The sequence below is a fragment of the Streptomyces sp. NPDC006326 genome (assembly GCF_040612915.1).
Lineage (GTDB): Bacteria > Actinomycetota > Actinomycetes > Streptomycetales > Streptomycetaceae > Streptomyces.
Genome location: NZ_JBEXRC010000001.1, coordinates 1 through 24,977 on the forward strand (window position 1 = coordinate 1; position 24,977 = coordinate 24,977).

Sequence of the window (24,977 nt, forward strand, 5' to 3'; positions counted from 1 at the left end):
AGTCTGTTGTCTTTCCGGGGCGGGCCGGGCGGTCAAGGGTGGCCGAAGGCCATCGCGAAGCGACGCGAACGAAGAGAGCGCCCTTGACGGCCCGGACCGACACGGAAGGACAGTGGACTGACGGGACGCCCCCGGAACTTCTCCGATGCCGGGTGCGGGAATCCCGCCCCCCGAAGCCACCGCCCCGCGCCTCCCACCCCCGCCCCCCGGGCCCCCCGCCCCCCGGAGCCCCCTCACCGCCCCGCCACCGCCGCCGCCGTCGGCGTGATCGTCGTTTCTGCCGGGCCGCGGCTGTCCGCCTCCCGTTGCCTCTCCGCGCTGTCGCTGATGCGCAGCAGCAGGGCGACCATCACCCAGTTGGCCAGGAGGGAGGAGCCGCCCTTCGCCAGGAAGGGCAGCGCCTTGCCCGTCAGGGGGATCAGGCCGGTCACGCCGCCGGCCACCACGAAGACCTGGAGAGCCAGCGCCGCCGACAGGCCCACCGCCAGCAGCTTGCCGAAGGGGTCGCGGGCGCCGAGGGCCATGCGCAGCCCCCGCTGCACCAGGAGCGCGTACAGGAGCAGCACCGCCATGACCCCCGCCAGGCCGAGTTCCTCGCCGACCGTGGTCAGGATGAAGTCGCTGCGGCCCGCGAACTTGATCAGCTCCGGGTGGCCCAGGCCGAGCCCCGTCCCCGACATCCCTCCGGTGCCGAAGCTGAACAGTGCCTGCGCGGACTGGTCCGAGGTCACCCCCGGCGGCCGGTCCTTCCAGTAGTACGACAGCGGGTTCAGCCAGGCGGCCACGCGCGCCTTCACGTGCGGCTCCGTCGAGCCCACCACGAACGCTCCGCCCGCGGCCATCAGCAGGCCGCACACGATCCAGCTGGTGCGCTCGGTGGCCACGTAGAGCATCACCACGAACACACCGAAGAAGATCAGCGACGTGCCGAGGTCGCGCTCGAAGACCAGTACCAGCAGCGAGACGATCCACACCGTGACGATGGGTCCGAGCTGGCGCATCGGGGGCAGCCGCATGCCGAGGAACCTGCGGCCCGTCAGGGCCAGCGAGTCGCGGTGGACCACGAGGTACCCGGCGAAGAAGACCGCGATCATGATCTTCACGAACTCGCCGGGCTGGAGCGAGAAGCCCCCGATGACGATCCAGCGCTTCGCGCCGTACGTGTCCGCGGGCGAGAAGGCCGGTGCGATCAGCAGCACCAGCGCGGCGGCCATGGTGAGGTAGATGAAGCGCTGCAGCAGCCGGTGGTCGCGCAGCAGGGCGACCACCGCGATGCAGGCGGCGACGCCGATGACCGTCCACACCAGCTGTCCCGGCGCGTTGGCGTCCGCGCCGTACTTCTCGATGTACGACTGGTCCAGCCGGTGCAGCAGCACCAGCCCCAGCCCCGTGAGCAGCATCGCGAGCGGGAGGACCAGCGGGTCCGCGTAGGCCGCGAAACGGCGTACGCCGAGGTGCCCGACCAGCGCGAGGAGGCTCATGCTGATGGTGAAGCCGGTGAGGTTGGCGGGGAGCACCCCGTTCATCGCCAGGCCCGCGCTCGCGTGCCCGGCGACGGCGATGGCGACGACGAAGACCAGCAGCAGCGCCTCGGTGCGGCGGCGCGCGCCGGCGGTCGTCAGCGGCCTCAGTCCGCGCACGGGGCGCCGCCGTCGTCGATGGACGCCGCGGTAGCGGAGGCCCTCGGTCCGATCTGCTCGGCAATGCGGCGCTTTATCTTCATATCGACTATGACGTCGGAGCCCCCGCCGTGGTTGCCTCGCGGGCGTTCGTACCCCCGCCCGGCACCCCCGCCCGGTACCCGCCCGCGGCCCCCGCCCACCCCGCCCCGACGCCCGGACTGACGCCACGCGGTGGACCGTATTGGCACTCCGCTTGACCGAGTGCTAATCGCCGGAATAGTCTCGCACCTGGCACTCGCCCCCGGTGAGTGCCAACACAGCGACGGGCAGGTCCGGCACCCGCGACGACGGATCCACCTGGTCGCCACCTCAGACAGTTAACCCCGTGAGATCTCCGAAGGGGGAGGTCGGATCGTGACGACCGCCAGCTCCAAGGTTGCCATCAAGCCGCTTGAGGACCGCATCGTGGTCCAGCCGCTCGACGCCGAGCAGACCACGGCCTCCGGCCTGGTCATCCCGGACACCGCGAAGGAGAAGCCCCAGGAGGGCGTCGTCCTTGCCGTGGGCCCGGGCCGCTTCGAGGACGGCCAGCGTCTCCCGCTGGACGTCAACGTCGGCGACATCGTGCTGTACAGCAAGTACGGCGGCACCGAAGTGAAGTACAGCGGCGAGGAGTACCTCGTCCTCTCGGCTCGCGACGTCCTCGCGATCGTCGAGAAGTAATCACTGAAGTCACCACTTCTGCACTTCAGCAGAATGCTTTGAGCTGCGCCCCTGGCCACCCCGCTGATCGCCGGGCGGCGAGGGGCGCAGTTCGTTAAACCCGAGTTTTCGAGAGGGCTGAACCGCTCCCATGGCGAAGATCCTGAAGTTCGACGAGGACGCCCGTCGCGCCCTCGAGCGCGGCGTCAACAAGCTTGCCGACACGGTCAAGGTGACGATCGGCCCCAAGGGCCGCAACGTCGTCATCGACAAGAAGTTCGGCGCCCCCACCATCACCAACGACGGTGTCACCATCGCCCGCGAGGTCGAGCTGGACGACCCGTACGAGAACCTGGGCGCCCAGCTCGTGAAGGAGGTGGCGACCAAGACCAACGACATCGCGGGTGACGGCACCACCACCGCCACCGTGCTGGCCCAGGCGCTGGTCCGCGAGGGCCTGCGCAACGTCGCCGCCGGCGCTTCCCCGGCCGCCCTGAAGAAGGGCATCGACGCCGCGGTCAAGGCCGTGTCCGAGGAGCTCCTCGCGACCGCCCGCCCGATCGACGACAAGTCCGACATCGCCGCCGTGGCTGCGCTCTCCGCGCAGGACCAGCAGGTCGGCGAGCTCATCGCCGAGGCGATGGACAAGGTCGGCAAGGACGGTGTCATCACCGTCGAGGAGTCCAACACCTTCGGCCTGGAGCTGGAGTTCACCGAGGGCATGGCCTTCGACAAGGGCTACCTCTCGCCGTACATGGTGACCGACCAGGAGCGTATGGAGGCCGTCCTCGACGACCCGTACATCCTGATCAACCAGGGCAAGATCTCGTCCATCCAGGACCTGCTGCCGCTCCTGGAGAAGGTCATCCAGGCGGGTGGCTCCAAGCCGCTGCTGATCATCGCCGAGGACGTCGAGGGCGAGGCCCTCTCCACCCTCGTCGTCAACAAGATCCGCGGCACCTTCAACGCGGTCGCCGTCAAGGCGCCCGGCTTCGGTGACCGCCGCAAGGCGATGCTCCAGGACATGGCCACCCTCACCGGTGCCACCGTCATCGCCGAGGAGGTCGGCCTCAAGCTCGACCAGGCCGGTCTCGACGTGCTGGGCTCCGCGCGCCGCGTGACCATCTCCAAGGACGACACCACCATCGTGGACGGCGGCGGCAACGCCGAGGACGTCCTGGGCCGTGTCAACCAGATCAAGGCCGAGATCGAGTCCACCGACTCGGACTGGGACCGCGAGAAGCTGCAGGAGCGCCTGGCGAAGCTCGCCGGCGGCGTCTGCGTCATCAAGGTCGGCGCCGCCACCGAGGTGGAGCTCAAGGAGAAGAAGCACCGCCTTGAGGACGCCATCTCGGCGACCCGCGCCGCGGTCGAGGAGGGCATCGTCTCCGGCGGTGGCTCCGCGCTCGTCCACGCCGTGAAGGTGCTGGAGGGGAACCTGGGCCTGTCCGGCGACGAGGGCACGGGTGTCGCGGTCGTCCGCCGCGCCGCCGTCGAGCCGCTGCGCTGGATCGCCGAGAACGCCGGCCTTGAGGGCTACGTCATCACCTCGAAGGTCGCCGAGCTCGACAAGGGCCAGGGCTTCAACGCCGCCACCGGTGAGTACGGCGACCTGGTCAAGGCCGGCGTCATCGACCCGGTCAAGGTCACCCGCTCCGCGCTGGAGAACGCCGCTTCCATCGCCTCCCTGCTGCTGACGACCGAGACCCTGGTCGTCGAGAAGCCGGCTGAGGAAGAGGCCGAGGCCGGCCACGGCCACGGTCACGGCCACAGCCACTGACGCAGGCCGAGCCGGGCTGAGCCGGGCTGAGCCGAGCTGAACCGGGAAGGGCCCCGGTCACCGCTTCCGAGCGGTGACCGGGGCCCTTCCCCGTGTCCGGCGCGGTCCTGCCGGTGCCCGGTCAGGTGTCCATCATCCCGAGCTGCCGCATCAGGCCCATGGCGTCGTAGTGCCACCAGCCTTCCTTGATCATTCCGTCCTCGCAGCGGAAGACCGTCGTGCCGGTCATTGTGCAGCTCTTGCCGGTCGGGGCGACTCCCATGAACTCGCCCTTGTGGGTGCCGGTCCAGGTCCACAACGTGGTGACGTAGTCGTCCTGGGCCATCTGTGCGTCGATCGTGAAGTTGAAATCGAAGCCATCGCGCCACATCCGGACGTCTTCGCGCATCCCCTCCGGGCCGATCTTGTCCTCGGGGTTGCCGATGTCGTGGTCACGGAAGTCCGCGGCGAAGATCTCGTCCGCCGCGGACATGTCGCCCTTCATCGCGAGGTCGTTGAACATTCGGTTCGCGAGCATGGTGTTGAGGTGCTCGTCGCGTACGACGTCCAGGTTGGTGAACCTGGGCATCCCGTCGCAGAGGGCCACCATCTCCTGGAACATCTGGTCCGTCTCCGGGAGATGAGAGTTCTTCATGGCCTCTTCGTACGACGGGAATTCGACGACGTCGACGTAGTGGGTGTCGGACTCGCGGTCCTTCGCGATGACGCTGTGGGTCACCGTGCGCTTGCCGTTCGTCTTCGCCAGGTACCGGTCGAGGACCTCGTTCAGGTCCTCGGGCCTGCTCGTCTCATAATCGACAATTTGTACGAATGTCATGGCGTCTCCCGGGCTGGATGAGGTATGTCCATTTTAGGGAGAATTCGCCCATAAGGGTCTACTGGGGGCCGTACTTGCGGCCCGTGCGCGAGCTCACCCCGCCCAGCAGCCCGCGCGGCGCCAGCTTCACCACGCCCATCAGCGCCTTGTACCGCGGATCGGGGATCGAGACCGTCTTGCCGCGCGCCAGGTCGGCCAGCGCCGAGGCCACCAACTTGTCGGCGTCGAGCCACATCCAGCCCGGGATGTTGTCCGTGCCCATGCCGGCGCGCTGGTGGAACTCGGTCCGTACAAAGCCGGGGCACAGCGCCATCAGCCGCACCCCGGAGCCCGCCAGGTCCTTCGCCGCGCCCTGGGTGAACTGGACGACCCAGGCCTTGCTCGCCCCGTACGTGCCGCGCGGTACGAAGGCCGCCACCGACGCCACGTTGACCACTCCGCCCCGGCCCCGCGAGCGCATCGACGCGGTGGCAGCCGAGGTGAGCCGCAGGACGGCCTCGACGTGCACCTTGAGCATGGCCAGCTCGTCGGCCATGGAGACTTCGAGGTAGCGGCCCTTGTTGCCGAAGCCGGCGTTGTTGACCAGCAGGTCCACCGGGTGCGTGCGGTCGTCGAGGCGCTGCTCCACCGCCGCGATGCCCTCGTCGGTGGCGAGGTCGGCGGTCAGCACCTCGGCCTCGATCCCGTGCCGGTCGTGCAGCTCGGTGGCCTGTTCGGCGAGCCGCTTGGTGTCGCGGGCCACCAGTACGAGGTTGTGGCCCTGGGCGGCGAGCCGCCGGGCGAAGGCGGCGCCGATGCCCGCCGTGGATCCCGTAATCAACGCAGTCGTCATAGGCGCAACCTAGCCGCCCCCGGTGACGGGTTCAGCAGCCTGTGCGTGCCGTGACTGCTTCTGCAGGTACGTGCGTACCGTCTCGTGGGCCTTCGGCTCCATCGCCCCGCCCGCCGCGAGCGTCCGGGGGAGCAGTGCGCGCTCCGTGGTGAAGGCGCGGAACCAGAGCCCGACCGTCACGTCGTGGTCCGGGCGGTGTACGAGCTCGACCGTGTCGCCGGCGCCGACCCGGCCCTCCCGGATCACCCGCAGGTAGGCGCCCGGACGTGCGGCCCGCGTGAACCGCTTGACCCAGGCCTTCTCCCCCAGGGCCCCCTGGAAGGTGCGGCAGGGGATGCGGGCCGAGGCCACCTCCAGGACGAGGTCCGCGCCGATCCGCCAGCGCTCGCCGAGCAGCGCGCCGGTCAGGTCGATGCCGGAGGTGGTGAGGTTCTCGCCGAAGATCCCGGCGGGCAGTTCGCGGCCCAGCTCGCGCTCCCACCAGTCCAGGTCCTCGCGTGCGTAGGCGTAGACGGCCTGGTGTTCGCCGCCGTGGTGGCGCAGGTCGCAGACGTCGTCGCCCTCGACGCCGCTGGCGCCGGTCCCGCGGGGGCCCGGCGCGAAGACGCGGACGCTGCCGGCGACCGGGCGCTTGCCGATCCCGGTCAGGCCGCCCTCGGCGTCGGTGTACTCGACGGCGGCGGCGCGGCCGGTGTTCACGGAGAGGATTCGCCTGCGGGGCGCGGGCGCGGAGGTGGCGGCCGCGGAGGTGGCGGTCCTGGTGGCGGGTGCGGCGCCGGCGGGTCCGGGGATCGGAAGCATGGCCGCTACGGTAGCCGAGCTCTCCCAAAGGTGGCACCGGGATATTCGCCGCGCGGTCAAAGCAGGGCTTATGCTCGAAGAATGATCGAGGCACGCCATCTCCGGGTCCTGCGCGCCGTGGCCGGTACGGGTTCCTTCTCCGCCGCCGCCCGCGAGCTCGGCTGCACCCAGCCCGCCGTCTCGCAGCAGATGAAGGCGCTGGAGCAGTCCGCCGGCACGCCGCTGCTCGTCCGTACCGGGCGGGAGATGCGCCTGACCCAGGCCGGGGACGCGCTGGTCCGGCATGCCGCCGGGATCCTCGCCGGGCTGACCGCCGCCGAGGAGGAGGTCGCGGCCATCGCGGGGCTGCGCGCCGGGCGGGTCCGCCTCGTGTCGTTCCCGAGCGGCAGTTCGACGCTGGTGCCGACCGCCCTCGCGGCGATGCGGGCCGAGCACCCGGGCACCCGTGTCTCGCTGGTCGAGGCGGAGCCGCCGCGCTCGGTGGAGATGCTGCGCGACGGCGACTGCGACGTGGCGCTGGCCTTCCGGTACGCGGGTGCCTCGGCATCGGCCGCCGAGTGGGAGGACCTGGTGGTGCGGCCGCTGCTGACGGACCGGCTCGTCGGGCTGGTGCCCGAGGGGCACCGGCTGGCCGGTGCGGAGCGGCTCGGCATGGCGGAGCTCGCCGACGAGCCGTGGATCGCGGGCTGCCCGCGCTGCCGCCGGCACCTGGTGGAGGTCTGCGAGGGTGCGGGCTTCACCCCGCGGATCGACTTTGCCACCGACGACTATCCGGCGGTGGTCGGCCTGGTGGGGGCGGGGCTGGGCGTCGCGGTGCTGCCGGAGCTCGCGGTGGAGTCCGTACGGGCCAAGGGGGTCGCCACCTTGGCCGTGGAGCCGGCCGTCGAGCGCGAGGTCGTGGCGCTGACGCTGCCGGACCTCGCCCGGGTGCCGGCCGTGGCCGCGACCCTGACCCAGCTGGAGCGCGCCGCCGCGCGCTGACCGAACCGCCCGTACGGCGGTACTGCGGTTCGGCCGAACGCGTGGCGTGCGGCGCGCTCCCGCGAAGGGAAACGTTCCTTCGTACTCTCCGGTCAGTTACCGGTCAATGGGGGGTGGACGGTCCGATCGTGGTCGATGCGGGGATCAGTCGATGGCGGGCGCGGCCCATCAGTTCCTCGCGCTCGTCCTCGGTGAGGCCGCCCCACACCCCGTAGGGCTCGCGGACGGCGAGTGCGTGCGCGGCGCATTCCGAACGCACCGGGCATCGCATGCAGACCTCTTTGGCCGAGGCTTCGCGCGCACTCCTGGCCGCGCCCCGCTCGCCTTCCGGGTGGAAGAAGAGGGAGCTGTCGACCCCGCGGCAGGCAGCGAGCAGCTGCCAGTCCCAGAGATCGGCGTTCGGTCCGGGGAGGCGGGAGAAATCTGCCATGGGTAGTCCTCTTGGTCGCCGGTACTGAGACGGTTACGGTCCAAGTCTCCACACCTACTGTCGTAGTAGATGTAAATATGACTCATTGGGAATCTAGCCTCAGACACATGCCAAACGGAAGGAAAGCCGCCAAATAGGGCATAGCTCCAGATGGAGGACGCGCGCCGAGTGGTTGCGGCGCGGTGATCGCTTCCTCACGTAGAGTGCCGAAGGTGTCCGTCCGACCCGTAACTCTTTCGAGTGACCATCGTTGAGAGAGCGAAGGCGGTTGAACCAAGAAGTTCCCGGACAGGTGTCCGAGAGCATCGACCGCACAGGTGACGATACGTACCAGCCTGGAGGCTCAAGGTGACGCGCATCAGCAGCTGCGGAGGGCGGTCATGACATCCGTCCTCGTCTGCGACGACTCCCCGCTTGCCCGAGAGGCGCTCCGTCGCGCGGTTGCCACCGTGCCCGGCGTCGAGCGTGTGACGACGGCTGCCAACGGCGAGGAAGTCCTCCGCCGCTGGGGTGCCGACCGCTCCGACCTGATTCTGATGGATGTACGGATGCCGGGGCTGGGCGGTGTGGAGACGGTGCGCCGACTGCTCTCGGCCGATCCGGGCGCCCGCATCATCATGCTGACGGTCGCCGAGGACCTGGACGGGGTGGCCCTGGCGGTCGCCGCCGGCGCCCGGGGCTATCTGCACAAGGACGCCTCGCGCGCCGAGCTGCGGGCCACGGTCACCCAGGCGCTCGCCGACCCCACCTGGCGCCTGGCCCCGCGCCGGCTGCGCTCGGCCGAGATGGGCGCCGCGCCCACGCTCACCGCGCGCGAGATCCAGGTGCTGGAGGGCATGAGCCACGGCCGGTCCAACGCGGAGATCGGGCGCGAGCTCTTCCTCTCCGAGGACACGGTCAAGACGCACGCCCGCCGGCTGTTCAAGAAGCTCGGCGCCTCGGACCGGGCACACGCGGTGGCCCTCGGCTTCCGCTGGGGCCTGGTCCGCTGAGCGTGCGCTCGCCCGCCGGCCGCTGACCAGCTGACGGAGAGCGGTCCCGTCCGCCACCGGCGGGCGGGGCGGCGCGTCCCGGGGCTCGGGGCGCCGGCCCCGGCAGGACGCCGGCCCGCCGGGGGATTGGCGGGGCTCGATCCGGGGGACGTGTCGCTTCGAGCGCGATGCCGCATCCTTGAGGTGTGGCGCATTTTCTGGGATGGGGCCTCAGGGAGTATTCGGGCGAGCGGGAGGGGAGGGCGCAGTGATGAGTTCAGGCGCACCCGCTCATAACGCTTCGATGCACAACACGGACCGTGGTGCCGCGGATGCTCCCGCGCCAAGGCACCATGGATTGATGCGCGACGACGAGGCCCTGGGGTCACCCGCGGCCACAGGCCCCACCGGCGCCGCCAAGGGCGGCAGCGCCGGGGCCGTCAGCGCGCTCGTACGCAGGGCGGTCGAGGGCGACGAGCAGGCCACGCACGATCTGCTGGCCTTCGTGCACCCCCTCGCCATCCGCTACTGCCGCACCCGGCTCTCGCGGCTGCCGGGTGATGCCCGCCACTTCGTGGAGGACCTGGCGCAGGAGGTCTGCGTCGCCGTCCTGATGGCACTGCCGCGCTACCGCGACACCGGGCGCCCCTTCGAGGCCTTCGTCTTCGCGATTGCCGCGCACAAGGTGGCGGACCTCCAGCGGGCCGCCATGCGCCACCCGGGCAGTACGGCCGTGCCCTCGGACGAGATGCCGGAGCGGCCGGACGACTCGCTGGGCCCGGAGGAGCGGGCGCTGCTCAGCAGTGACGCCGCCTGGGCCAAGAAGCTGCTCGCCAACCTTCCGGAGAACCAGCGCGAGCTCCTCGTCCTGCGCGTCGCGGTCGGCCTGACGGCCGAGGAGACGGGCCAGATGCTCGGCATGTCCCCGGGAGCGGTCCGCGTGGCACAGCACCGGGCGCTCAGTCGGCTGCGCGCCCTCGCCGAGCAATAGCAGATTCGTAGGAAAAGACGAAACTTCTGCTTGACCTTGCTCGTGGAATGAGACGCCTCGCGATCCCGTTAGCATGGACATCCGCGCTGAGCAAGACCATTTGGGAAGGTGTCATGACTGTGAACGCCGACGGAGTGCCCGACAAATTCGCCACCCTCGGGCTCACTTATGACGATGTCCTGCTGCTGCCGGGCGCGTCCGACATGGCACCGGACGCGATCGACACCTCCTCCCTCATCTCGCGCAACGTCCGGGTGAACGTTCCGCTGCTGTCCGCCGCCATGGACAAGGTCACCGAGGCCCGCATGGCCATCGCGATGGCCCGCCAGGGCGGCGTCGGCGTCCTGCACCGCAACCTCTCCATCGCCGACCAGGCCAACCAGGTCGACCTGGTCAAGCGCTCCGAGTCCGGCATGGTCACCGACCCGATCACCGTGCACCCGGACGCCACGCTCCGCGAGGCCGACGAGCTCTGCGCGAAGTTCCGGATCTCGGGCGTTCCGGTCACCGACCCCGCCGGCAAGCTGCTCGGCATCGTCACCAACCGCGACATGGCCTTCGAGTCGGACCGCAGCCGCCAGGTGCGCGAGGTCATGACCCCGATGCCGCTGGTCACCGGCAAGGTCGGCATCTCCGGCGTGGACGCCATGGAGCTGCTGCGCCGACACAAGATCGAGAAGCTGCCGCTGGTCGACGACGCGGGCGTCCTCAAGGGCCTCATCACCGTCAAGGACTTCGTCAAGGCGGAGAAGTACCCGAACGCCGCCAAGGACAAGGACGGCCGCCTCCTGGTCGGCGCCGCGGTCGGCGTCGCGGGCGACGCGTACGAGCGCGCCCAGGCCCTGATCGAGGCCGGTGCCGACTTCATCGTCGTCGATACCGCGCACGGCCACTCCCGCCTGGTCGGCGACATGGTCGCCAAGATCAAGTCCAACTCCTCCGTCGACGTGATCGGCGGCAACGTCGCCACCCGTGACGGCGCCCAGGCGCTCGTCGACGCCGGCTGCGACGGCATCAAGGTCGGCGTCGGCCCGGGCTCCATCTGCACCACCCGCGTCGTCGCCGGCATCGGCGTCCCGCAGGTCACCGCCATCTACGAGGCCTCGCTCGCCGCCAAGGCCGCGGGCGTCCCGGTCATCGGCGACGGCGGCCTGCAGTACTCGGGCGACATCGCCAAGGCGCTCGTCGCGGGCGCCGACACGGTGATGCTCGGCTCGCTGCTCGCCGGCTGCGAGGAGTCCCCGGGCGAGCTGCTCTTCATCAACGGCAAGCAGTTCAAGTCGTACCGCGGCATGGGCTCGCTCGGCGCGATGCAGTCCCGCGGCGACCGCAAGTCCTTCTCCAAGGACCGCTACTTCCAGGAGGGCGTGGGCGGCGACGACAAGCTCATCCCCGAGGGCATCGAGGGCCAGGTCCCCTACCGCGGCCCGCTCTCCGCGGTCGTGCACCAGCTCGTCGGCGGGCTGCGCCAGTCGATGTTCTACGTCGGCGGCCGTACGGTGCCCGAGCTCCAGGAGCGCGGCCGTTTCGTCCGCATCACCTCGGCGGGCCTCAAGGAGAGCCACCCGCACGACATCCAGATGACGGTCGAGGCGCCGAACTACAGCCGCAAGGGCTGACCGGCCGGCACGGTGACATCCCGCAGGGGCGGGTCCGCAGGGACCCGCCCCTGCGGCATGCGTCCGTACAGCGGTCAGCGGAACGCAGGCCCCCGGGGTTCGGGGATACTGGACGGGCAGACCCAGAGGAAAGGCCACCACACGTGACTGAGATCGAGATCGGGCGCGGCAAGCGCGGCCGCAGGGCGTACGCGTTCGACGACATCGCCATCGTCCCGAGCCGGCGTACGCGGGACCCGAAGGAGGTCTCCATCGCCTGGCAGATCGACGCCTACCGCTTCGAGCTCCCGTTCCTGGCCGCCCCCATGGACTCGGTCGTCTCCCCGCAGACCGCCATCCGCATCGGCGAGCTCGGCGGCCTCGGCGTGCTGAACCTCGAAGGCCTGTGGACCCGGTACGAGGACCCGCAGCCGCTGCTCGACGAGATCACGGAGCTGGACGAGGACGCCGCGACGCGCCGCCTCCAGGAGATCTACGCCGCGCCGATCCAGGCCGACCTGATCCGGCAGCGGATCAAGGAGGTGCGCGACTCGGGCGTCGTCACCGCCGCCGCGCTGTCCCCGCAGCGCACCGCCGAGTTCTCCAAGGCCGTCGTGGACGCGGGTGTGGACATCTTCGTGATCCGCGGTACCACCGTCTCCGCGGAGCACGTCTCGGGCGCCGCCGAGCCGCTGAACCTCAAGCAGTTCATCTACGAGCTCGACGTCCCGGTCATCGTCGGCGGGTGCGCCACCTACACCGCGGCCCTGCACCTGATGCGCACCGGCGCCGCGGGCGTCCTGGTCGGCTTCGGCGGCGGCGCCGCGCACACGACGCGCAACGTGCTCGGCATCCAGGTCCCGATGGCCACCGCCGTCGCGGACGTCGCCGCGGCCCGCCGCGACTACATGGACGAGTCCGGCGGCCGGTACGTGCACGTCATCGCGGACGGCGGCGTGGGCTGGTCGGGCGACCTGCCCAAGGCCATCGCCTGCGGTGCGGACGCCGTCATGATGGGCTCCCCGCTGGCCCGCGCCACGGACGCTCCCGGCAAGGGCAACCACTGGGGCATGGAGGCCGTCCACGAGGACGTGCCGCGCGGCAAGAAGGTGGACCTGGGCACGGTCGGCACCACCGAGGAGATCCTCACCGGCCCGTCGCACACCCCGGACGGCTCGATGAACCTCTTCGGCGCCCTGCGCCGCTCGATGGCCACCACGGGCTACAGCGAGCTCAAGGAGTTCCAGCGGGTCGAGGTCACGGTCGCGGACTCCCAGCACAGCCGCTGACGGACACGCGTGCGAAGGGCCGGCACCCCGCGGGGGCGCCGGCCCTTCGGCGTTGCGCCGTTCAGTCGTTCAGCCGTTCGGCGGTCAGTTCTTGCCCTTGACCCGGCGATCCAGGCAGACGGCCCACGGGATCAGGAAGGCGCCGGCGAGGAACAACCAGTTGAGCAGGTGCTGGGCGTTCTCCTGGGGTATGCGGTCGTGCGAGTCGCCCAGGGCCATGGCGAGCAAGAGCGCCGACCCGCCGATGATCAGCCCGGGGAGCCCGAGCACCCACAGCAGGACGGTGAACCAGATGGATCGCCGAGCGGGCGCGGCCGCCGGGGCGGGCCCGGCCGGCCGCGGGATCCGCGACGGGTCGCGGGGCGGCATCGCGACCACCGCCGAGGGCGGGACGGCCGCGTCGATCACCGCGAGTTCGGCAGGGGTGATCCGGTGGTAGAGGGTCGGCTCGACGGTGACGGTGAACCCGTCGTGGCCGACCAGGTGGCGGGCGCCGTCGGGATAGACCTGCATGAGGGAGCACGCGTCGTAGCGGACGGTGACCCGCTGGCCCGGCGAGACCCGGCTGACGCCGTCCTCGGCGAGGCGCAGGAAGACGCCCGGGTCCTCCACCGCCGGGTGGCGCCGGCCGTCGACCAGGTCCGGGGAGTCGGTGGGAGCCGGCTCCAGCCCCGCCCAGTCCACGCCCCGGCCGGGCACCTGCATCAGGGCGTCGGCCCACACGTCCTGTGCGACCCGCCGGAGGTCGGCGACGGTGACCGCCTCGATCTCGGCCTTCGCCTCGGCGACGGTGGGGGTGCGGTGGCGCAGCAGTACGTCCACGGCATGCCCGGGGAGCATGCGGGCGGCGAGCTCCGGGGTCTCGAACTGCGCCAGCGCGCCGGCTCGTACGGCGTCCAGGTCGCTCTGCTCGATCCGGCCGGCCCGAAGCTTCGCGAAGACGTCGACGAAGGCCCCGACCAGGGCGTCCTGTTTCTGCGGGAGCGCGTCGGCGTACGCGGTGAGGGTCGCGTGGTCCGCGTCGCGTGGGGAGTAGTCGGCGGTCGCGGTGTAGGAGTAGCCGCCCTTCTGGCGCAGCTCGCGGAACAGCTCCTTGCCCAGGACGTCGGCGAACAGACCTGCTTCGGTGGAGCGCGGCAGGACCGCCGTCAGGACGACGCCGCCCTCCTCGCCCCGGAAGTGGGCGGGGGTGGCGGGGAGCGCGGAGGTGGCCGCCGGGACCGGGTGCCACGCACCGGCCGGGAGCCTGAGGTCGAGGCCCTCGGGGACGGTGTCGCCGGTGATCCACAGGACGGCGTTCCCGGCGGTGAACCGGGTCTGCGCCCAGGCGCGGACCTGGTCCGCGGTCAGGTGGTGCAGGCCCACCTCGGCGTAGGAGGTGAGGCCGTACGAGCGGGAGCCGTAGCGCCACAGAGTGGCGGCGTGGCCCGGCCCGCGGCTCTTGCCGGCGGCCTCGGTGCGCAGGATCTCCTTCTCGGTCTCCAGGCGCTCCATGGGCAGGTCGCGCAGCGCCGCGCACACGCCGTTGAGGTACTCGACCACGTCGGCGGTGGTGCCGGTGACGTGGAAGTGGGTGTGGAGGGCGCCGGTGGTGCCGTTGTAGTGCAGGTCGCCGAGGCCGTGCCGGTGCAGCGCGAGGTGCTCGACCAGGTGGGTGATACCGCTGGTGGGAAGGGTCTCGTCGGCGCGGCCGACCCGGAAGAGGAGCCCGGCGGACAGGAGTCCCGAGCGGGGGGCGAGGACGGTGCGGATGCCGTCCACGGTGGTGGTGGTGATGCCGTCGGCGTCGGGTCCCGGCGCGGCGGTGTGCAGGTCCATGGTGTTGTTCCTCAGCCCTTCGCCAGGGCGGTCTTGCGGTGGCGGGCGAACTCGGCCTCGTGGTCGCCGCCGCCGATGTAGCCCCACGGGAACGCACTGGCGCGGTCGCCGAGGGCGCGGAAGTGCGGGGCCGCCTCGGCGTGCCGGCCGGCGGCGCAGTGCGCGGCGGCGAAGGCGCTGTGGGCGTTGACGGACTGGTACGCCCCGGCGCGGGCCGAGGGGTGCAGGACCGAGTGGGCGGCGGCCTCCACGAGGGCCTGGTGGGCGGCAGCCGTGCGCAGATACGTTTCTGCGACCCGGTCGCCCTCCTTTTCCCGCACGTCCAGGTACTGCTCCATCTGTGCGACGGCGATCAGGGCGCCGTTGGGGCTCCCCGGCGGCGACGCCTTCGTGCACTCCGCGGCGAAGCCGTGGGCGGCCTCCCAGGTACCGCCCCACTTGGGGCAGATCTGCTGGAGCAGCTGCTGCTGGCCGGCGTAGTGGTGCGGGTGGTGCTCCGCGAGCCGCTCGTGGCGGCGCCGCGTCTCGCCCAGGCCGAGTTGGAGGCCGCGGGAGGTGATCACGCGCAGGTACCAGCCGAGTGCGTACTGCGGGTGCTCGGCGCAGACGTCGATGAGCAGCAGCTCCGCGCGCCGCAGGTGGGCGTGGAAGTCCTCGAACTGCTCCTGGGAGACGTACTGGGCGGCGTACGCCGTCCGCCTGGCCCAGCCGGCCTGGATCAGCCGGTCGGCGAGCAGGCACCGGGCCAGCGGGCCGCGCGGGTCGTGGTCGACGGCCTGCCGGAGGAACCCCTCGTGGGGGAGGTCGGCGACGACCCGGCAGGCGACGGCGCGGTCGTCCTCGTCGGGGTGCGCGTCGAAGGCGGCGGACACGGCGTCCCAGTCGCGGCGCCGGACGGCATCGCGCAGGGCGCCGAGGGCGGGAATGCGGTCGGCGGGGTCGAAGACGGGCCGACCGGGCGGGGGGTGAGCAGACACGCGCGGATCATAGGGCCGCAGATCCGGCCTCCGACAGGGAATTCTTCCGGACGTGCCTGCTCAGGCGCCCTTCGGTCAGACGGCGGTCTTCTTCGCCGTGCCGAAGGCGGCGTAGCCGCCGATGGCGAGGAAGACGTACGTCAGCGGGTCGGAGTCTTCCTTCCAGGCGTCGACGAGGAGGTTCACGCCGAGGCCCAGCACGTCGAGGACGCCGGTGCCGAGCTCGTCGGCGCCGATGAGGGCGATGCCGAAGATCTGGCCCGCGAAGACGGCCGCCAGGGCGAGCACGGCGCTGACCACCGGCAGGACGGGATTGCGGCCGCCCAGCTTGCCGGCGGCGAAGCCGACCAGGATGCCGACGCCGACGGCGGCGTAGCCGATCTGGTACTTGCTGGCGCCGATGATCCCGCCGTAGACGGCGGCCGCGACCACGGCCGCGACGAGGGCCGCGGCGAGGCCGAGACCGATGTTGCCCGGGCGCACGGGGGCCGGAGCCGGGGCCGGGGTGGCGGAGTCGGGCGCGGGCGGCTGGAACGACTGGGTCATGCGGAGATCCCCCCTGGGATGTGGATGCACGTGTGTCCAGGGGACATAAGTGCGAGATAAGTCGCCGCAGGCTAGCAGTCGGCTGCGACATCCGCAGGGGGGATTTCCGGCTCAGAGGCGGTGGGCCGCGCCCGCCGGGCTGGCGCCGCGGGTGTCCAGGAGCAGCTGGGCCTTCACCGCCAGGCCCTGGAGGTCGTAGGTGCGGTGGTGCTGGAGCAGGACCGTCAGGTCGGCGTTGGCCGCGGCCTCGTACAGCGACTCGGCGCGGGGCACGGGCTGGTCCCGTACGCGCCAGCCCGCGATGTAGGGGTCGTGGTAGCTGATCAGGGCCCCCAGGTCGAGGAGGCGGCTGGCGATCTCGCCGGCCGGGGAGCCCTCCTGGTCCGCCAGGTCGGGCTTGTACGTGACCCCGAGCAGCAGGACCCGGGCCCCGCGAGCCGATTTCCCGTGCTCGTTCAGCAGGGTGGCGCAGCGCTGGATGACGTACTGGGGCATCCGGCTGTTGATCTCCTGCGCGAGGCCCACCATGCGCAGGGGGTGCCCCGGGGTTCGGGTGGTGTGAGGGAGGTAGTTGGGGTCCAGGGGGACGCTGTGCCCGCCGACGCCGGGGCCGGGGCGGAAGGCCTGGAACCCGTAGGGCTTGGTCTCGGCGCAGCGGATGACGTCCCACAGGTCGACGCCGAGGTCGTGGCACAGGACCGCCATCTCGTTCATGAGGGCGATGTTGACGTGCCGGTAGTTGGTCTCCAGGAGCTGCACGGTCTCGGCCTCGCGCAGGCCGCGGGCGCGGACCACCTTCTCGGTGAGGCGGGCGTAGAAGGCGTGTGCCGACTCGGTGCAGGCGGGGGTGAGGCCGCCGATCACCTTGGGGGTGTTGGCGATGCCGTACGTGCGGTTCCCCGGGTCGTGGCGGCTGGGGGAGTACGCCAGGTGGAAGTCGCGCCCGGCGCGCAGCCCGGAGCCGGCTTCGAGGACCGGGCGCAGGTAGTCCTCGGTGACACCCGGATGGGCCGCGGATTCGAGGATGACGGTGGTGTGAGGGCGCAGCCGGGCGGCGAGCGTGCGGCCCGCCTCGCCGACGGCCCCGAGGTCGAGCGCACGGTCGGCGCCGAGCTGGGTGGGGGCGCAGATGACGGCCGTGCGGACCCGGCCGAGCTCGGCGGGGTTGGTGGTGATCCGGAAGCCGGCGGCCGACATGCGGCGGACCTCGGCGGCGGTGAGGGTGGAGTCCGTGGCCGGACCGCTGTCGTAGCCGACCGTCTCGATTCCGGCGGCGACGGCCGCCTGGGCCAGTGGGAGGCCGAGGTGGCCGAGTCCGATGACGGCGAGGTCTGCGGGCATGGGGTGCCGTCCCTTCCCTGACATGCATGAGGGGGCTGGGTGCGCAAGTCCTGTGGACCGCAGGAGTGGCCGGAGGGAGTTGGCGCGATGTCAGACTAGGCGTATATATGACCGAAGTGTCGTATTACGGGGTAGTGGTCATCCTTGTGTTGTCCACAGGCGGTGGCTGATGTCGCACGGGCGGGTCAGAATCGAGGACGGGGGGTGTGAGCGGGATCACCCGCACCGAGCGGGAGACGTCCGCACCGAGCGGGAGACACCCGCACCGACGGGAGGCAGCCGTGAGGACAGCGACACTGGGGCCCGAGCAGCGCGCGAAGGCGCTCGCCGGCATGGCCGAGCGGGAACTGGACGTCCTGGTGGTGGGCGCGGGCGTGGTCGGCGCCGGCACCGCCCTCGACGCGGCGACCCGGGGGCTCACGACCGGGCTCGTGGAGGCGCGGGACTGGGCCTCGGGCACCTCCAGCCGGTCGAGCAAGCTGATCCACGGCGGCCTGCGCTATCTGGAGATGCTCGACTTCGCCCTCGTCCGGGAGGCCCTCAAGGAGCGCGGGCTGCTGCTGGAGCGGCTGGCTCCGCACCTGGTCAAGCCCGTGCCCTTCCTGTACCCGCTCCAGCACAAGGGCTGGGAGCGGCTGTACGCCGGCTCGGGCGTGGCGCTGTACGACGCGATGTCGGTCTCCAGCGGGCACGGCCGGGGCCTGCCCGTGCACCGCCACCTGACGCGCAAGCGCGCGCTGCGGGTCGCGCCGGCGCTGCGCAAGGACGCCCTGGTGGGCGCCCTGCAGTACTACGACGCCCAGATGGACGACGCCCGCTACGTCACCACGCTGGTGCGGACGGCGGCCGCGTACGGGGCGCTGTGCGCCAACCGGGCGAGGGTGGTCGGCTTCCTGCGCGAGGGCGAGCGGGTCGTCGGCGCGCGGGTGCGGGATGTGGAAGGGGGGCGGGGGCGTCCCGCGGAATACGAGATCCGCGCGAAGCAGGTCGTGAACGCGACCGGCGTGTGGACGGACGACACGCAGGCGATGATCGGGGAGCGCGGCCGGTTCCACGTCCGGGCGTCGAAGGGCATCCACCTGGTGGTGCCCAAGGACCGGATCAATTCGAGCACCGGGCTGATCCTGCGGACCGAGAAGTCGGTGCTGTTCGTCATCCCGTGGGGCCGGCACTGGATCGTGGGCACCACGGACACCGACTGGGACCTGGACAAGGCCCATCCGGCGGCCTCCAGCGCGGACATCGACTACCTCCTGGAGCACGTGAACGCGGTGCTGGCGGTGCCGCTGACGCGCGACGACGTGGAGGGCGTGTACGCGGGCCTGCGGCCCCTGCTGGCCGGTGAGTCGGACGCGACGAGCAAGCTTTCGCGCGAGCACACCGTGGCGCACCCGGTGCCCGGGCTGGTGATGGTGGCGGGCGGCAAGTACACGACGTACCGGGTCATGGCCAAGGATGCGGTGGACGAGGCGGTGCACGGGCTGGACCAGCGGGTCGCGGACTGCGTGACGGAGGAGGTGCCGCTGGTGGGGGCGGAGGGCTACCGGGCGCTGTGGAACGGCCGGGCCGGGATCGCCGCCCGGACGGGGCTTCATGTGGTGCGGGTGGAGCACCTGTTGAACCGGTACGGCTCGCTGACGGACGAACTGCTCGACCTGGTCCAGGCCGACGCGTCTTTGGGCGAACCCCTGACCGGCGCGGACGACTACCTGCGGGCCGAAGTGGTGTACGCGGCCTCGCACGAGGGGGCGCGGCACCTGGACGACGTGCTGACGCGGCGGACGCGGATCTCGATCGAGACCTTCGACCGCGGTACGCGGACGGCGAGGGAATGCGCGGAGCTGATGGCTCCGGTCCTGGGGTGGGACAAGCAGCAGATCGAGAAGGAAGTGGAGCACTACGAGAAGAGGGTGCAGGCGGAGCGCGAATCGCAGCGTCAGCCGGACGACCAGACGGCGGACGCGGCGCGGTTGGGGGCGCCCGACATCGTTCCGTTGTAACTCCGGGATGTGCCGGGGGGAACCGTGGACCCGGGGCTCCCGTCCGTTGCGGAGTGAGGAACAATGAGGGTTCTGCCGGGGCGGGTTACCGCGCGGGTTCTCCCGGGGCGGGCCACCGGACACCCCGGCGGCTCCCGGGGCAGCCGGAGCAGGCGGCACGATCGCAGAGGGGACGCATGTCGAAGCCGGAGCACACCGAGTCGTCTGCGCAGAAGCAGGACCGGGCGAAGCCGGCGGTCCCGCCTGCCACCTCGCCTGCGGCGGAGCCGGAGGACGCGAAGCCCGCGGCGGCGACGCCGGACCCGGCGAAGGCCGCGGCCATACCGCCCCAGGCGAAGCCGCAGGCCGCCGGGACCGCGGCGCCGAAGCCGGACCTGACCAAGCCCGGGGCCGCGAAGCCCGAGACCGCGAAGCCGGCTCCGGCCGCGGACGCGGAGCCGGAGGATGCGAAGCCCGCTCAGCCGAAGCCCGCTCAGCCGAAGCCGGATCCGGTGAAACCTGCCGCCGCAGCCGCGTCTGACGGGGCGAAGGCCGCCACCGCGCCTGCGGCGGAGCCGGGAGACGCCAAGCCCGTACCGGCGAAGCCGGACCTGGCCAAGGCCGCGGCGGAGCCCGCGGACGCGAAGCCCGGTTCCGAGGAGCCGGGCCCGGCGAAGCCCGCCGCGGAGCCCACGGACGCGAAGCCGGTGGTGGCGAAGGCCGGTTCGGGGGAGCCCGTCAGGAACCCCGTCGTCGAGAAGGCCGATGCCGTGGCCGCCGCCGTCAAGGCGGCCGCCGCGAAGGCCGCCGCGGACGGGCAGGACGAAGGGCGGCTGCTCGCCCGGCGCTACCGGCTGCGGTCGGTGCTCGGCAAGGGCGGCATGGGCACCGTCTGGCGCGCCGAGGACGAGACCCTCGGCCGTACCGTCGCCGTCAAGGAGCTCCGCTTCAGCACCGGCGTCGACGAGGACGAGAAGCGCAGGCTCATCACCCGTACCCTGCGCGAGGCCAAGGCGATCGCCCGGATCCGCAACGACGGCGCCGTCACCGTCTTCGACGTCGTCGACGAGGACGGCCGTCCGTGGATCGTCATGGAGCTCATCGAGGGCCCCTCGCTGGCCGAGTTCATCCGTGAGCAGGGCCCGCTGAGCCCCCGGCGCGCCGCCGAGGTCGGCCTCGCGGTGCTCGACGTGCTCCGCGCCGCGCACGGCCAGGGCATCCTGCACCGGGACGTGAAGCCGTCCAACGTGCTCATCGCCCGCACCGGCCGCGTCGTCCTCACCGACTTCGGCATCGCGCAGGTCGAGGGCGACCCCTCCATCACCTCCACTGGCATGCTCGTCGGCGCCCCCTCCTACATCTCCCCGGAGCGCGCCCGCGGCCAGAAGCCCGGGCCGCCCGCCGACCTGTGGTCCCTCGGCGGCCTGCTCTACGCCGCCGTCGAGGGCGTGCCCCCGTACGACAAGGGCTCCGCCCTCGCCACCCTCACCGCGGTCATGACCGAGCCGGTCGAGCCGCCCAAGAACGCCGGTCCGCTGACCGAGGTCATCTACGGCCTGCTGGTCAAGGACCCGGCCCGGCGGCTCGACGACCAGCGCGCGCGAGCCATGCTCACGGCCGTCGTCAACGCGCCGGAGGAGGTCGTGGCCCCGGTCCTCGCCCCCGCCGTCGAGGAGACCCGGCAGATCTCGCTGGCCGACGCCAAGGAGGCCGCGGCCAAGGCCGCCGCCGAGAAGGCGGCCGAGAAGGCCGAGAGGGCCGAGAAGAAGGAACGCGAGCGGCGCGAGCGCGAGCAGCGCGAGCGCGCCCGCGCGGCACTGAAGGCGGCCCGCAAGGCCGCCGCCACCACCGCCGCCACGACGACCGCCTCCGCCGCCGAGCCCCTGGTACCCCGCAAGCCCTCGCCGGTCCCGGCTCCGCTCACCGACGTCATGTCCCGCCGTACGATCGCGCTCGCGATAACCGGGGTGTTCCTCGCACTGGCCGTCATCGGCTCGCTGATCGCGTACGCGTTCAGCGGCGACGACGCGGCCGACAAGAAGGACCAGGGCAAGGGCGGCCCCGGGCCGGCCGTTTCCGGCAGCCCCAGCCCCGGCGGCTCCGCCAAGAGCGGCGAGCCCGGCTCCACCGCCGGCAAGGGCGCCACCGCGGGCAGCGGCAGCACCGCCCAGGGCCAGCCGCCCGGCACGAATCAGCAGGGGCAGAGCCAGGGGCAGGGTCAGAGCCAGGGGCAGGGCGCCACGCCCGGCGGCCCCGCGGCCGGCGGACTGCCCGCCGGGTACACGATGGTGACGGACCCCGGGTTCCACTTCTCGATGGCGATGCCGGAGGGCTTCCACCAGACCGGCATAGCCGGTGACAACTCCGGCGGCATATACAGCCGCGACGGCGGCTTCCCGCGCATCCAGGTCGACCACACCGCCAAGCCCGGCACCGACGCCCGCGCCGCTTGGCTCGGATCGGTCGCCGACGTGGCCGGCAGCAGCACGAACTACCGGACCGTCCGCATCGACACGGTGGACTACCGCGGCTACCCGACCGTCGCGGACTGGGAGTTCGAGCGGGAGCAGAAGGGCATCAAGGTCCGGGTGCTCAACCGCGGCTTCAGAATCGACGCGAAGAACGGTTACGCCATCATGATCAGCTGCGCCGCCGACCAGTGGGACGGCGCGGAGTGCACGCAGATGCGCAACACGGCGTTCCAGACCTTCCAGCCGCTCGCCTGACGAGCCTTCCCAGCCCCGGGACGCGGGCGCCCTGCGCGACGTATCGTGTCAGCGGGGCCACGGAGAGGCGTGACCCCGGGCACTCGGGGGAGGCGAAGTGGAGGACTACGCGGGCCGGATCCTGGCCGGCCGCTACCGCCTGCCGCTGCCGCCCTCGGACGCGTACGAACTGGTCGAGACCCGCGCCTTCGACACCCGCAGCGGGCAGGAAGTCCTGGTGCGGCAGGTGCCGTTGCCGGAGGTCGTGGACGCCGAACTGCTCGACGGGGACGGACCGAGCGCCCCCGCGGGGGCCGCGGGACGGCGCGCGGCGGGCGAACTGCCGGCCGTGCGGCGGGCCATCGCGGCCGCGCAGGCGGCGGCGTCCGTGCCGGACCATCCGCGGCTGGACCAGGTCTTCGACGTGTTCGCCGAGGACGGATCGCTCTGGATCGTGAGCGAGTTGGTGCCGGCCCGTCCGCTGGCGGCGCTGATCGCCGACGAACCGCTGACCCCGTACCGGGCGGCCGAGGTGGCCTCGGACGTGCTGACCGCGCTGCGGGTGCTGCACGCGCACGGCTGGACGCACCGCAACATCACGGTCCGGACCGTGTTGATATGCGATGACGGGCGGGTCGTCCTCACCGGGCTGGCGGCGGGGGCCGCGGAGGACGCACTGTGCGGGTACGAGCCGGTACCGGCCGAGACCGCCGCCCAGGGCTGGGGCACACCGGCGCCGGCCGTACGGACGCCCCCGCCCGACTCCGGTACGGGCGTTGCCGACGGGACCGGCCCAGACCCCGTGGACGGCCCCGGCCGCCGCGGTACGGCGACCGCCGGGCCGGAGGCGGGTGCCGAGCACGAGGCGCGGGCCGCTCAGGACGTGCGGTACGCGCCGCTCGTCGCGCCGGGGTACGACACCGGGCCGCGGTACTCCGATCACATCACTCCCGGCCGGTCCGAGGACCGGTCCGAGGACCGTCCCGAGGACCGCCCCGAGCTGCGCGCCGCCGCGCGGGCCGGGGCCATCGCCGCGTACCGGGCGGGTGCGCAGGCCGCGGCCGCCCGTGTCACCGGACAGCGCAACGGCGGGACCGAACCCGCGCCGGAGCGCCGCCCCGAGGGATCGACCCTGCCGCAGGGGTACTCCTACCCGTACGGCGACCCGGAGCCGGATTCCGGCAACGGCGCCCCCTGGCACGGCGCCACCCCGCGCCGCCAGGCCCTGGCCCGGACCGCGGAGGAGGCCGAGCCCCGCTCGCCGGAGGCGCCGACCCCGGGCGCGGAGCCCGCGCGTTCCGCGCTGCCCGCCCCGCTGGCCCTGCCCCAGGGCTACCGCCAGGCCGAGGCCGGGACCCGGGCCGCCGCCCCGGGAACGGCCCGCCCGGGCCTGCCCGAGAGCCGTCCCCAGCCGGGCGCACCCCTGCTCCCGCCCGCCACGCCCCGGCAGCGGCTGCCCGAGGCCACCCCGGCGCCGCAGGCCCCGCCGGCCGGGCCGGACCGGGCCGGGAGCCGGAGCGCAGGGCCCCGGAGCGGGCTGGGGGCCGAGCGGGCGCGGCAGACGCGGATGGCCGTCGTCGGGGCCGTCACCGAGCGCTGGGCCCCCGAGCAGGCCCGCTCCGCCACCGGCCCCTGGCAGCTCGCCGCCCCCGTCGGGCCCGCCACCGACCTGTGGGCGCTGGGCGCGCTGCTCTACCGGGCCGTGCAGGGCCACGCCCCGTACCCCGAGGACAGCGTCACCGAGCTCGTCGAGATGGTCTGCGCCGAGCCCCCCGCCTTCGCGGAGGAGTGCGGCCCGCTGCGCCCCGTCGTGGAGTCGCTGCTGCGCCAGGACCCCACCGAGCGCCCCGACTTCGAGGAGCTCCGCGGCTGGCTGCGCTCGCTCGTGCGCTCCGCGCCCGAGCCGGACGCCCGTTACGGCGTGCTCCCGCTGCCGGAGCCGGATCCCGCGCGGCTGCCCGTCGTACGCCGGCGCGGTGACCTGCACGGCCGCCACCGCAGCCCCGAACGCACCCGGGCGCCGCGCTCCCTCGGGCGGATCCTGCTGCTGGCGGTCCTCGCCCTGCTCGCGGGGGCCGTGGCGTACGCGGCGCTCTTCATGCCGAAGTCCGCACCGGACGGCGCCGCCGGCCCGGCCGGATCCGCGACCCCGGCCCCCTCGCAGCCCCAGGCGGGGCCGGCCCGTACCCCCACCGGCACTCCGGAGTCCAAGCCCGCCCCGCAGACGGCCGCGCCCGCGCCCGCTCCGCCCGGCTACACCACCCAGCAGGACCCCGAGCACTTCGAGATCGCCGTGCCCGCCGGCTGGGAGCGCCGCGGCATGAACGAGGCCGGCCAGGTCCGCTACACGGACGGGGAGTACGTCCTGACGGTGGTCCCCGGCCGGGACAAGGTCGAAGGCTCCCCGGACCCGGCGACGTACCAGAAGGACAAGGAGCCGGAGCTCGCCCCGTACCGCTCCTCCACCTGGGCGAGCGGCGGCGACGTGAAGACCACCAAGGTCGGGCAGCAACTGCGGGCCTCCGGCCGGTACACGTGGATCGACGGCAACGGCCGCAGCGTCGTCGCCCGCAACTTCGTCGTCGCGCTCGGCGGCAGCTACCACGTCGTCATGGTGACGGGACCCCAGGACGGGGAGGGCAAGGTCACCGAGGTCTTCGAGAAGGCCACGGGGAGTTACCGCGCGGGCGGGTGACGGGGAATCAGTACGGCAATTGCGTCACAGTGCTGCCGGAACCGCGCGTTCGCGGTTCCGGCAGCCCCACGGGCTCCGTAATCTGGCCCGAAGTGCACAACA

Annotated in this window: 19 protein-coding genes; 10 read left to right on the forward strand and 9 right to left on the reverse strand. The window is 72.4% G+C overall.

The window, feature by feature from the left end; all coding sequences use genetic code 11:
• Nucleotides 1-233 precede the first annotated feature (233 nt).
• Entirely contained in the window at nt 234-1,640 is a 1,407-nt protein-coding gene (locus ABZ128_RS00005) for an FtsW/RodA/SpoVE family cell cycle protein (protein ID WP_356845013.1), read from the reverse strand.
• A 396-nt stretch (nt 1,641-2,036) separates the two neighbouring features.
• On the opposite strand from ABZ128_RS00005, the gene groES reads away from it, so the two are divergent.
• Both groES and groL read left to right on the forward strand, forming a co-directional pair.
• Nucleotides 2,037-2,345 (forward strand): co-chaperone GroES, encoded by a 309-nt coding sequence (gene groES / locus ABZ128_RS00010; RefSeq protein ID WP_007265952.1) that lies wholly within the window; start codon nt 2,037-2,039, stop codon nt 2,343-2,345.
• 130 nt (nt 2,346-2,475) lie between these two features.
• A complete protein-coding gene (gene groL / locus ABZ128_RS00015; protein ID WP_356845015.1) occupies nt 2,476-4,104 on the forward strand; it encodes a chaperonin GroEL in 1,629 nt (542 codons plus the stop codon).
• Nucleotides 4,105-4,225: 121 nt separating this feature from the next.
• On the opposite strand, the gene ABZ128_RS00020 is transcribed toward groL, so the two are convergent.
• Genes ABZ128_RS00020 through ABZ128_RS00030 form a run of 3 tightly spaced genes read right to left on the reverse strand, consistent with a single transcriptional unit; the run spans nt 4,226 to nt 6,554 of the window.
• Entirely contained in the window at nt 4,226-4,921 is a 696-nt protein-coding gene (locus ABZ128_RS00020) for an ester cyclase (protein ID WP_356845017.1), read from the reverse strand.
• 58 nt (nt 4,922-4,979) lie between these two features.
• Complete coding sequence (locus ABZ128_RS00025; RefSeq protein WP_356845019.1) at nt 4,980-5,753, reverse strand: SDR family oxidoreductase; 774 nt, start codon at nt 5,751-5,753, stop codon at nt 4,980-4,982.
• Between the two features lie 9 nt (nt 5,754-5,762).
• On the reverse strand, nt 5,763-6,554 hold the full coding sequence (locus ABZ128_RS00030) for an MOSC domain-containing protein (RefSeq protein ID WP_356845021.1): 792 nt from the start codon (nt 6,552-6,554) through the stop codon (nt 5,763-5,765).
• 81 nt (nt 6,555-6,635) lie between these two features.
• On the opposite strand from ABZ128_RS00030, the gene ABZ128_RS00035 reads away from it, so the two are divergent.
• Nucleotides 6,636-7,535 (forward strand): LysR family transcriptional regulator, encoded by a 900-nt coding sequence (locus ABZ128_RS00035; RefSeq protein WP_356845023.1) that lies wholly within the window; start codon nt 6,636-6,638, stop codon nt 7,533-7,535.
• A gap of 103 nt (nt 7,536-7,638) precedes the next feature.
• Here ABZ128_RS00035 and ABZ128_RS00040 read toward each other — a convergent pair whose 3' ends face one another.
• Complete coding sequence (locus ABZ128_RS00040) at nt 7,639-7,965, reverse strand: WhiB family transcriptional regulator (RefSeq protein WP_356845024.1); 327 nt, start codon at nt 7,963-7,965, stop codon at nt 7,639-7,641.
• A gap of 380 nt (nt 7,966-8,345) precedes the next feature.
• Between ABZ128_RS00040 and ABZ128_RS00045 the strand changes: the two genes are divergently transcribed.
• The 4 genes from ABZ128_RS00045 to ABZ128_RS00060 all read left to right on the forward strand — a co-directional run bounded on the left by ABZ128_RS00045 (nt 8,346) and on the right by ABZ128_RS00060 (nt 12,814).
• Nucleotides 8,346-8,957, forward strand: coding sequence for a response regulator transcription factor (locus ABZ128_RS00045; protein WP_003948568.1), 612 nt, complete (start codon nt 8,346-8,348; stop codon nt 8,955-8,957).
• A 340-nt stretch (nt 8,958-9,297) separates the two neighbouring features.
• The gene (locus ABZ128_RS00050) at nt 9,298-9,927 is read left to right on the forward strand and encodes a sigma-70 family RNA polymerase sigma factor (RefSeq protein ID WP_266574431.1); all 630 of its coding nucleotides are present in this window, start codon (nt 9,298-9,300) and stop codon (nt 9,925-9,927) included.
• A 113-nt stretch (nt 9,928-10,040) separates the two neighbouring features.
• Complete coding sequence (gene guaB / locus ABZ128_RS00055) at nt 10,041-11,546, forward strand: IMP dehydrogenase (protein ID WP_356845026.1); 1,506 nt, start codon at nt 10,041-10,043, stop codon at nt 11,544-11,546.
• 143 nt (nt 11,547-11,689) lie between these two features.
• Nucleotides 11,690-12,814, forward strand: coding sequence for a GuaB3 family IMP dehydrogenase-related protein (locus tag ABZ128_RS00060; RefSeq protein ID WP_356845028.1), 1,125 nt, complete (start codon nt 11,690-11,692; stop codon nt 12,812-12,814).
• Nucleotides 12,815-12,898: 84 nt separating this feature from the next.
• Here the strand turns inward: ABZ128_RS00060 and ABZ128_RS00065 are convergent, their stop codons facing one another.
• From ABZ128_RS00065 to ABZ128_RS00080, 4 genes are all read right to left on the reverse strand, one after another.
• On the reverse strand, nt 12,899-14,632 hold the full coding sequence (locus ABZ128_RS00065; RefSeq protein ID WP_356845030.1) for an insulinase family protein: 1,734 nt from the start codon (nt 14,630-14,632) through the stop codon (nt 12,899-12,901).
• A gap of 11 nt (nt 14,633-14,643) precedes the next feature.
• Nucleotides 14,644-15,609, reverse strand: coding sequence for a hypothetical protein (locus ABZ128_RS00070; protein ID WP_356845032.1), 966 nt, complete (start codon nt 15,607-15,609; stop codon nt 14,644-14,646).
• 75 nt (nt 15,610-15,684) lie between these two features.
• On the reverse strand, nt 15,685-16,155 hold the full coding sequence (locus ABZ128_RS00075) for a hypothetical protein (protein ID WP_356845034.1): 471 nt from the start codon (nt 16,153-16,155) through the stop codon (nt 15,685-15,687).
• Nucleotides 16,156-16,266: 111 nt separating this feature from the next.
• Nucleotides 16,267-17,496 carry a nucleotide sugar dehydrogenase gene (locus ABZ128_RS00080; RefSeq protein WP_356845035.1) on the reverse strand — a complete coding sequence of 410 codons (1,230 nt, stop codon included), beginning with the start codon at nt 17,494-17,496 and terminating at the stop codon, nt 16,267-16,269.
• A 281-nt stretch (nt 17,497-17,777) separates the two neighbouring features.
• Here ABZ128_RS00080 and ABZ128_RS00085 point away from each other — a divergent pair, with 281 nt between their 5' ends.
• The 3 genes from ABZ128_RS00085 to ABZ128_RS00095 all read left to right on the forward strand — a co-directional run bounded on the left by ABZ128_RS00085 (nt 17,778) and on the right by ABZ128_RS00095 (nt 24,875).
• Nucleotides 17,778-19,496: a glycerol-3-phosphate dehydrogenase/oxidase gene (locus ABZ128_RS00085; protein ID WP_356845037.1), complete on the forward strand. Its 1,719-nt coding sequence runs from the start codon at nt 17,778-17,780 to the stop codon at nt 19,494-19,496.
• 176 nt (nt 19,497-19,672) lie between these two features.
• Complete coding sequence (locus ABZ128_RS00090) at nt 19,673-22,201, forward strand: protein kinase (RefSeq protein WP_356845039.1); 2,529 nt, start codon at nt 19,673-19,675, stop codon at nt 22,199-22,201.
• Between the two features lie 97 nt (nt 22,202-22,298).
• Nucleotides 22,299-24,875 (forward strand): serine/threonine protein kinase, encoded by a 2,577-nt coding sequence (locus ABZ128_RS00095; protein ID WP_356845040.1) that lies wholly within the window; start codon nt 22,299-22,301, stop codon nt 24,873-24,875.
• The last annotated feature ends 102 nt before the right edge of the window (nt 24,876-24,977 follow it).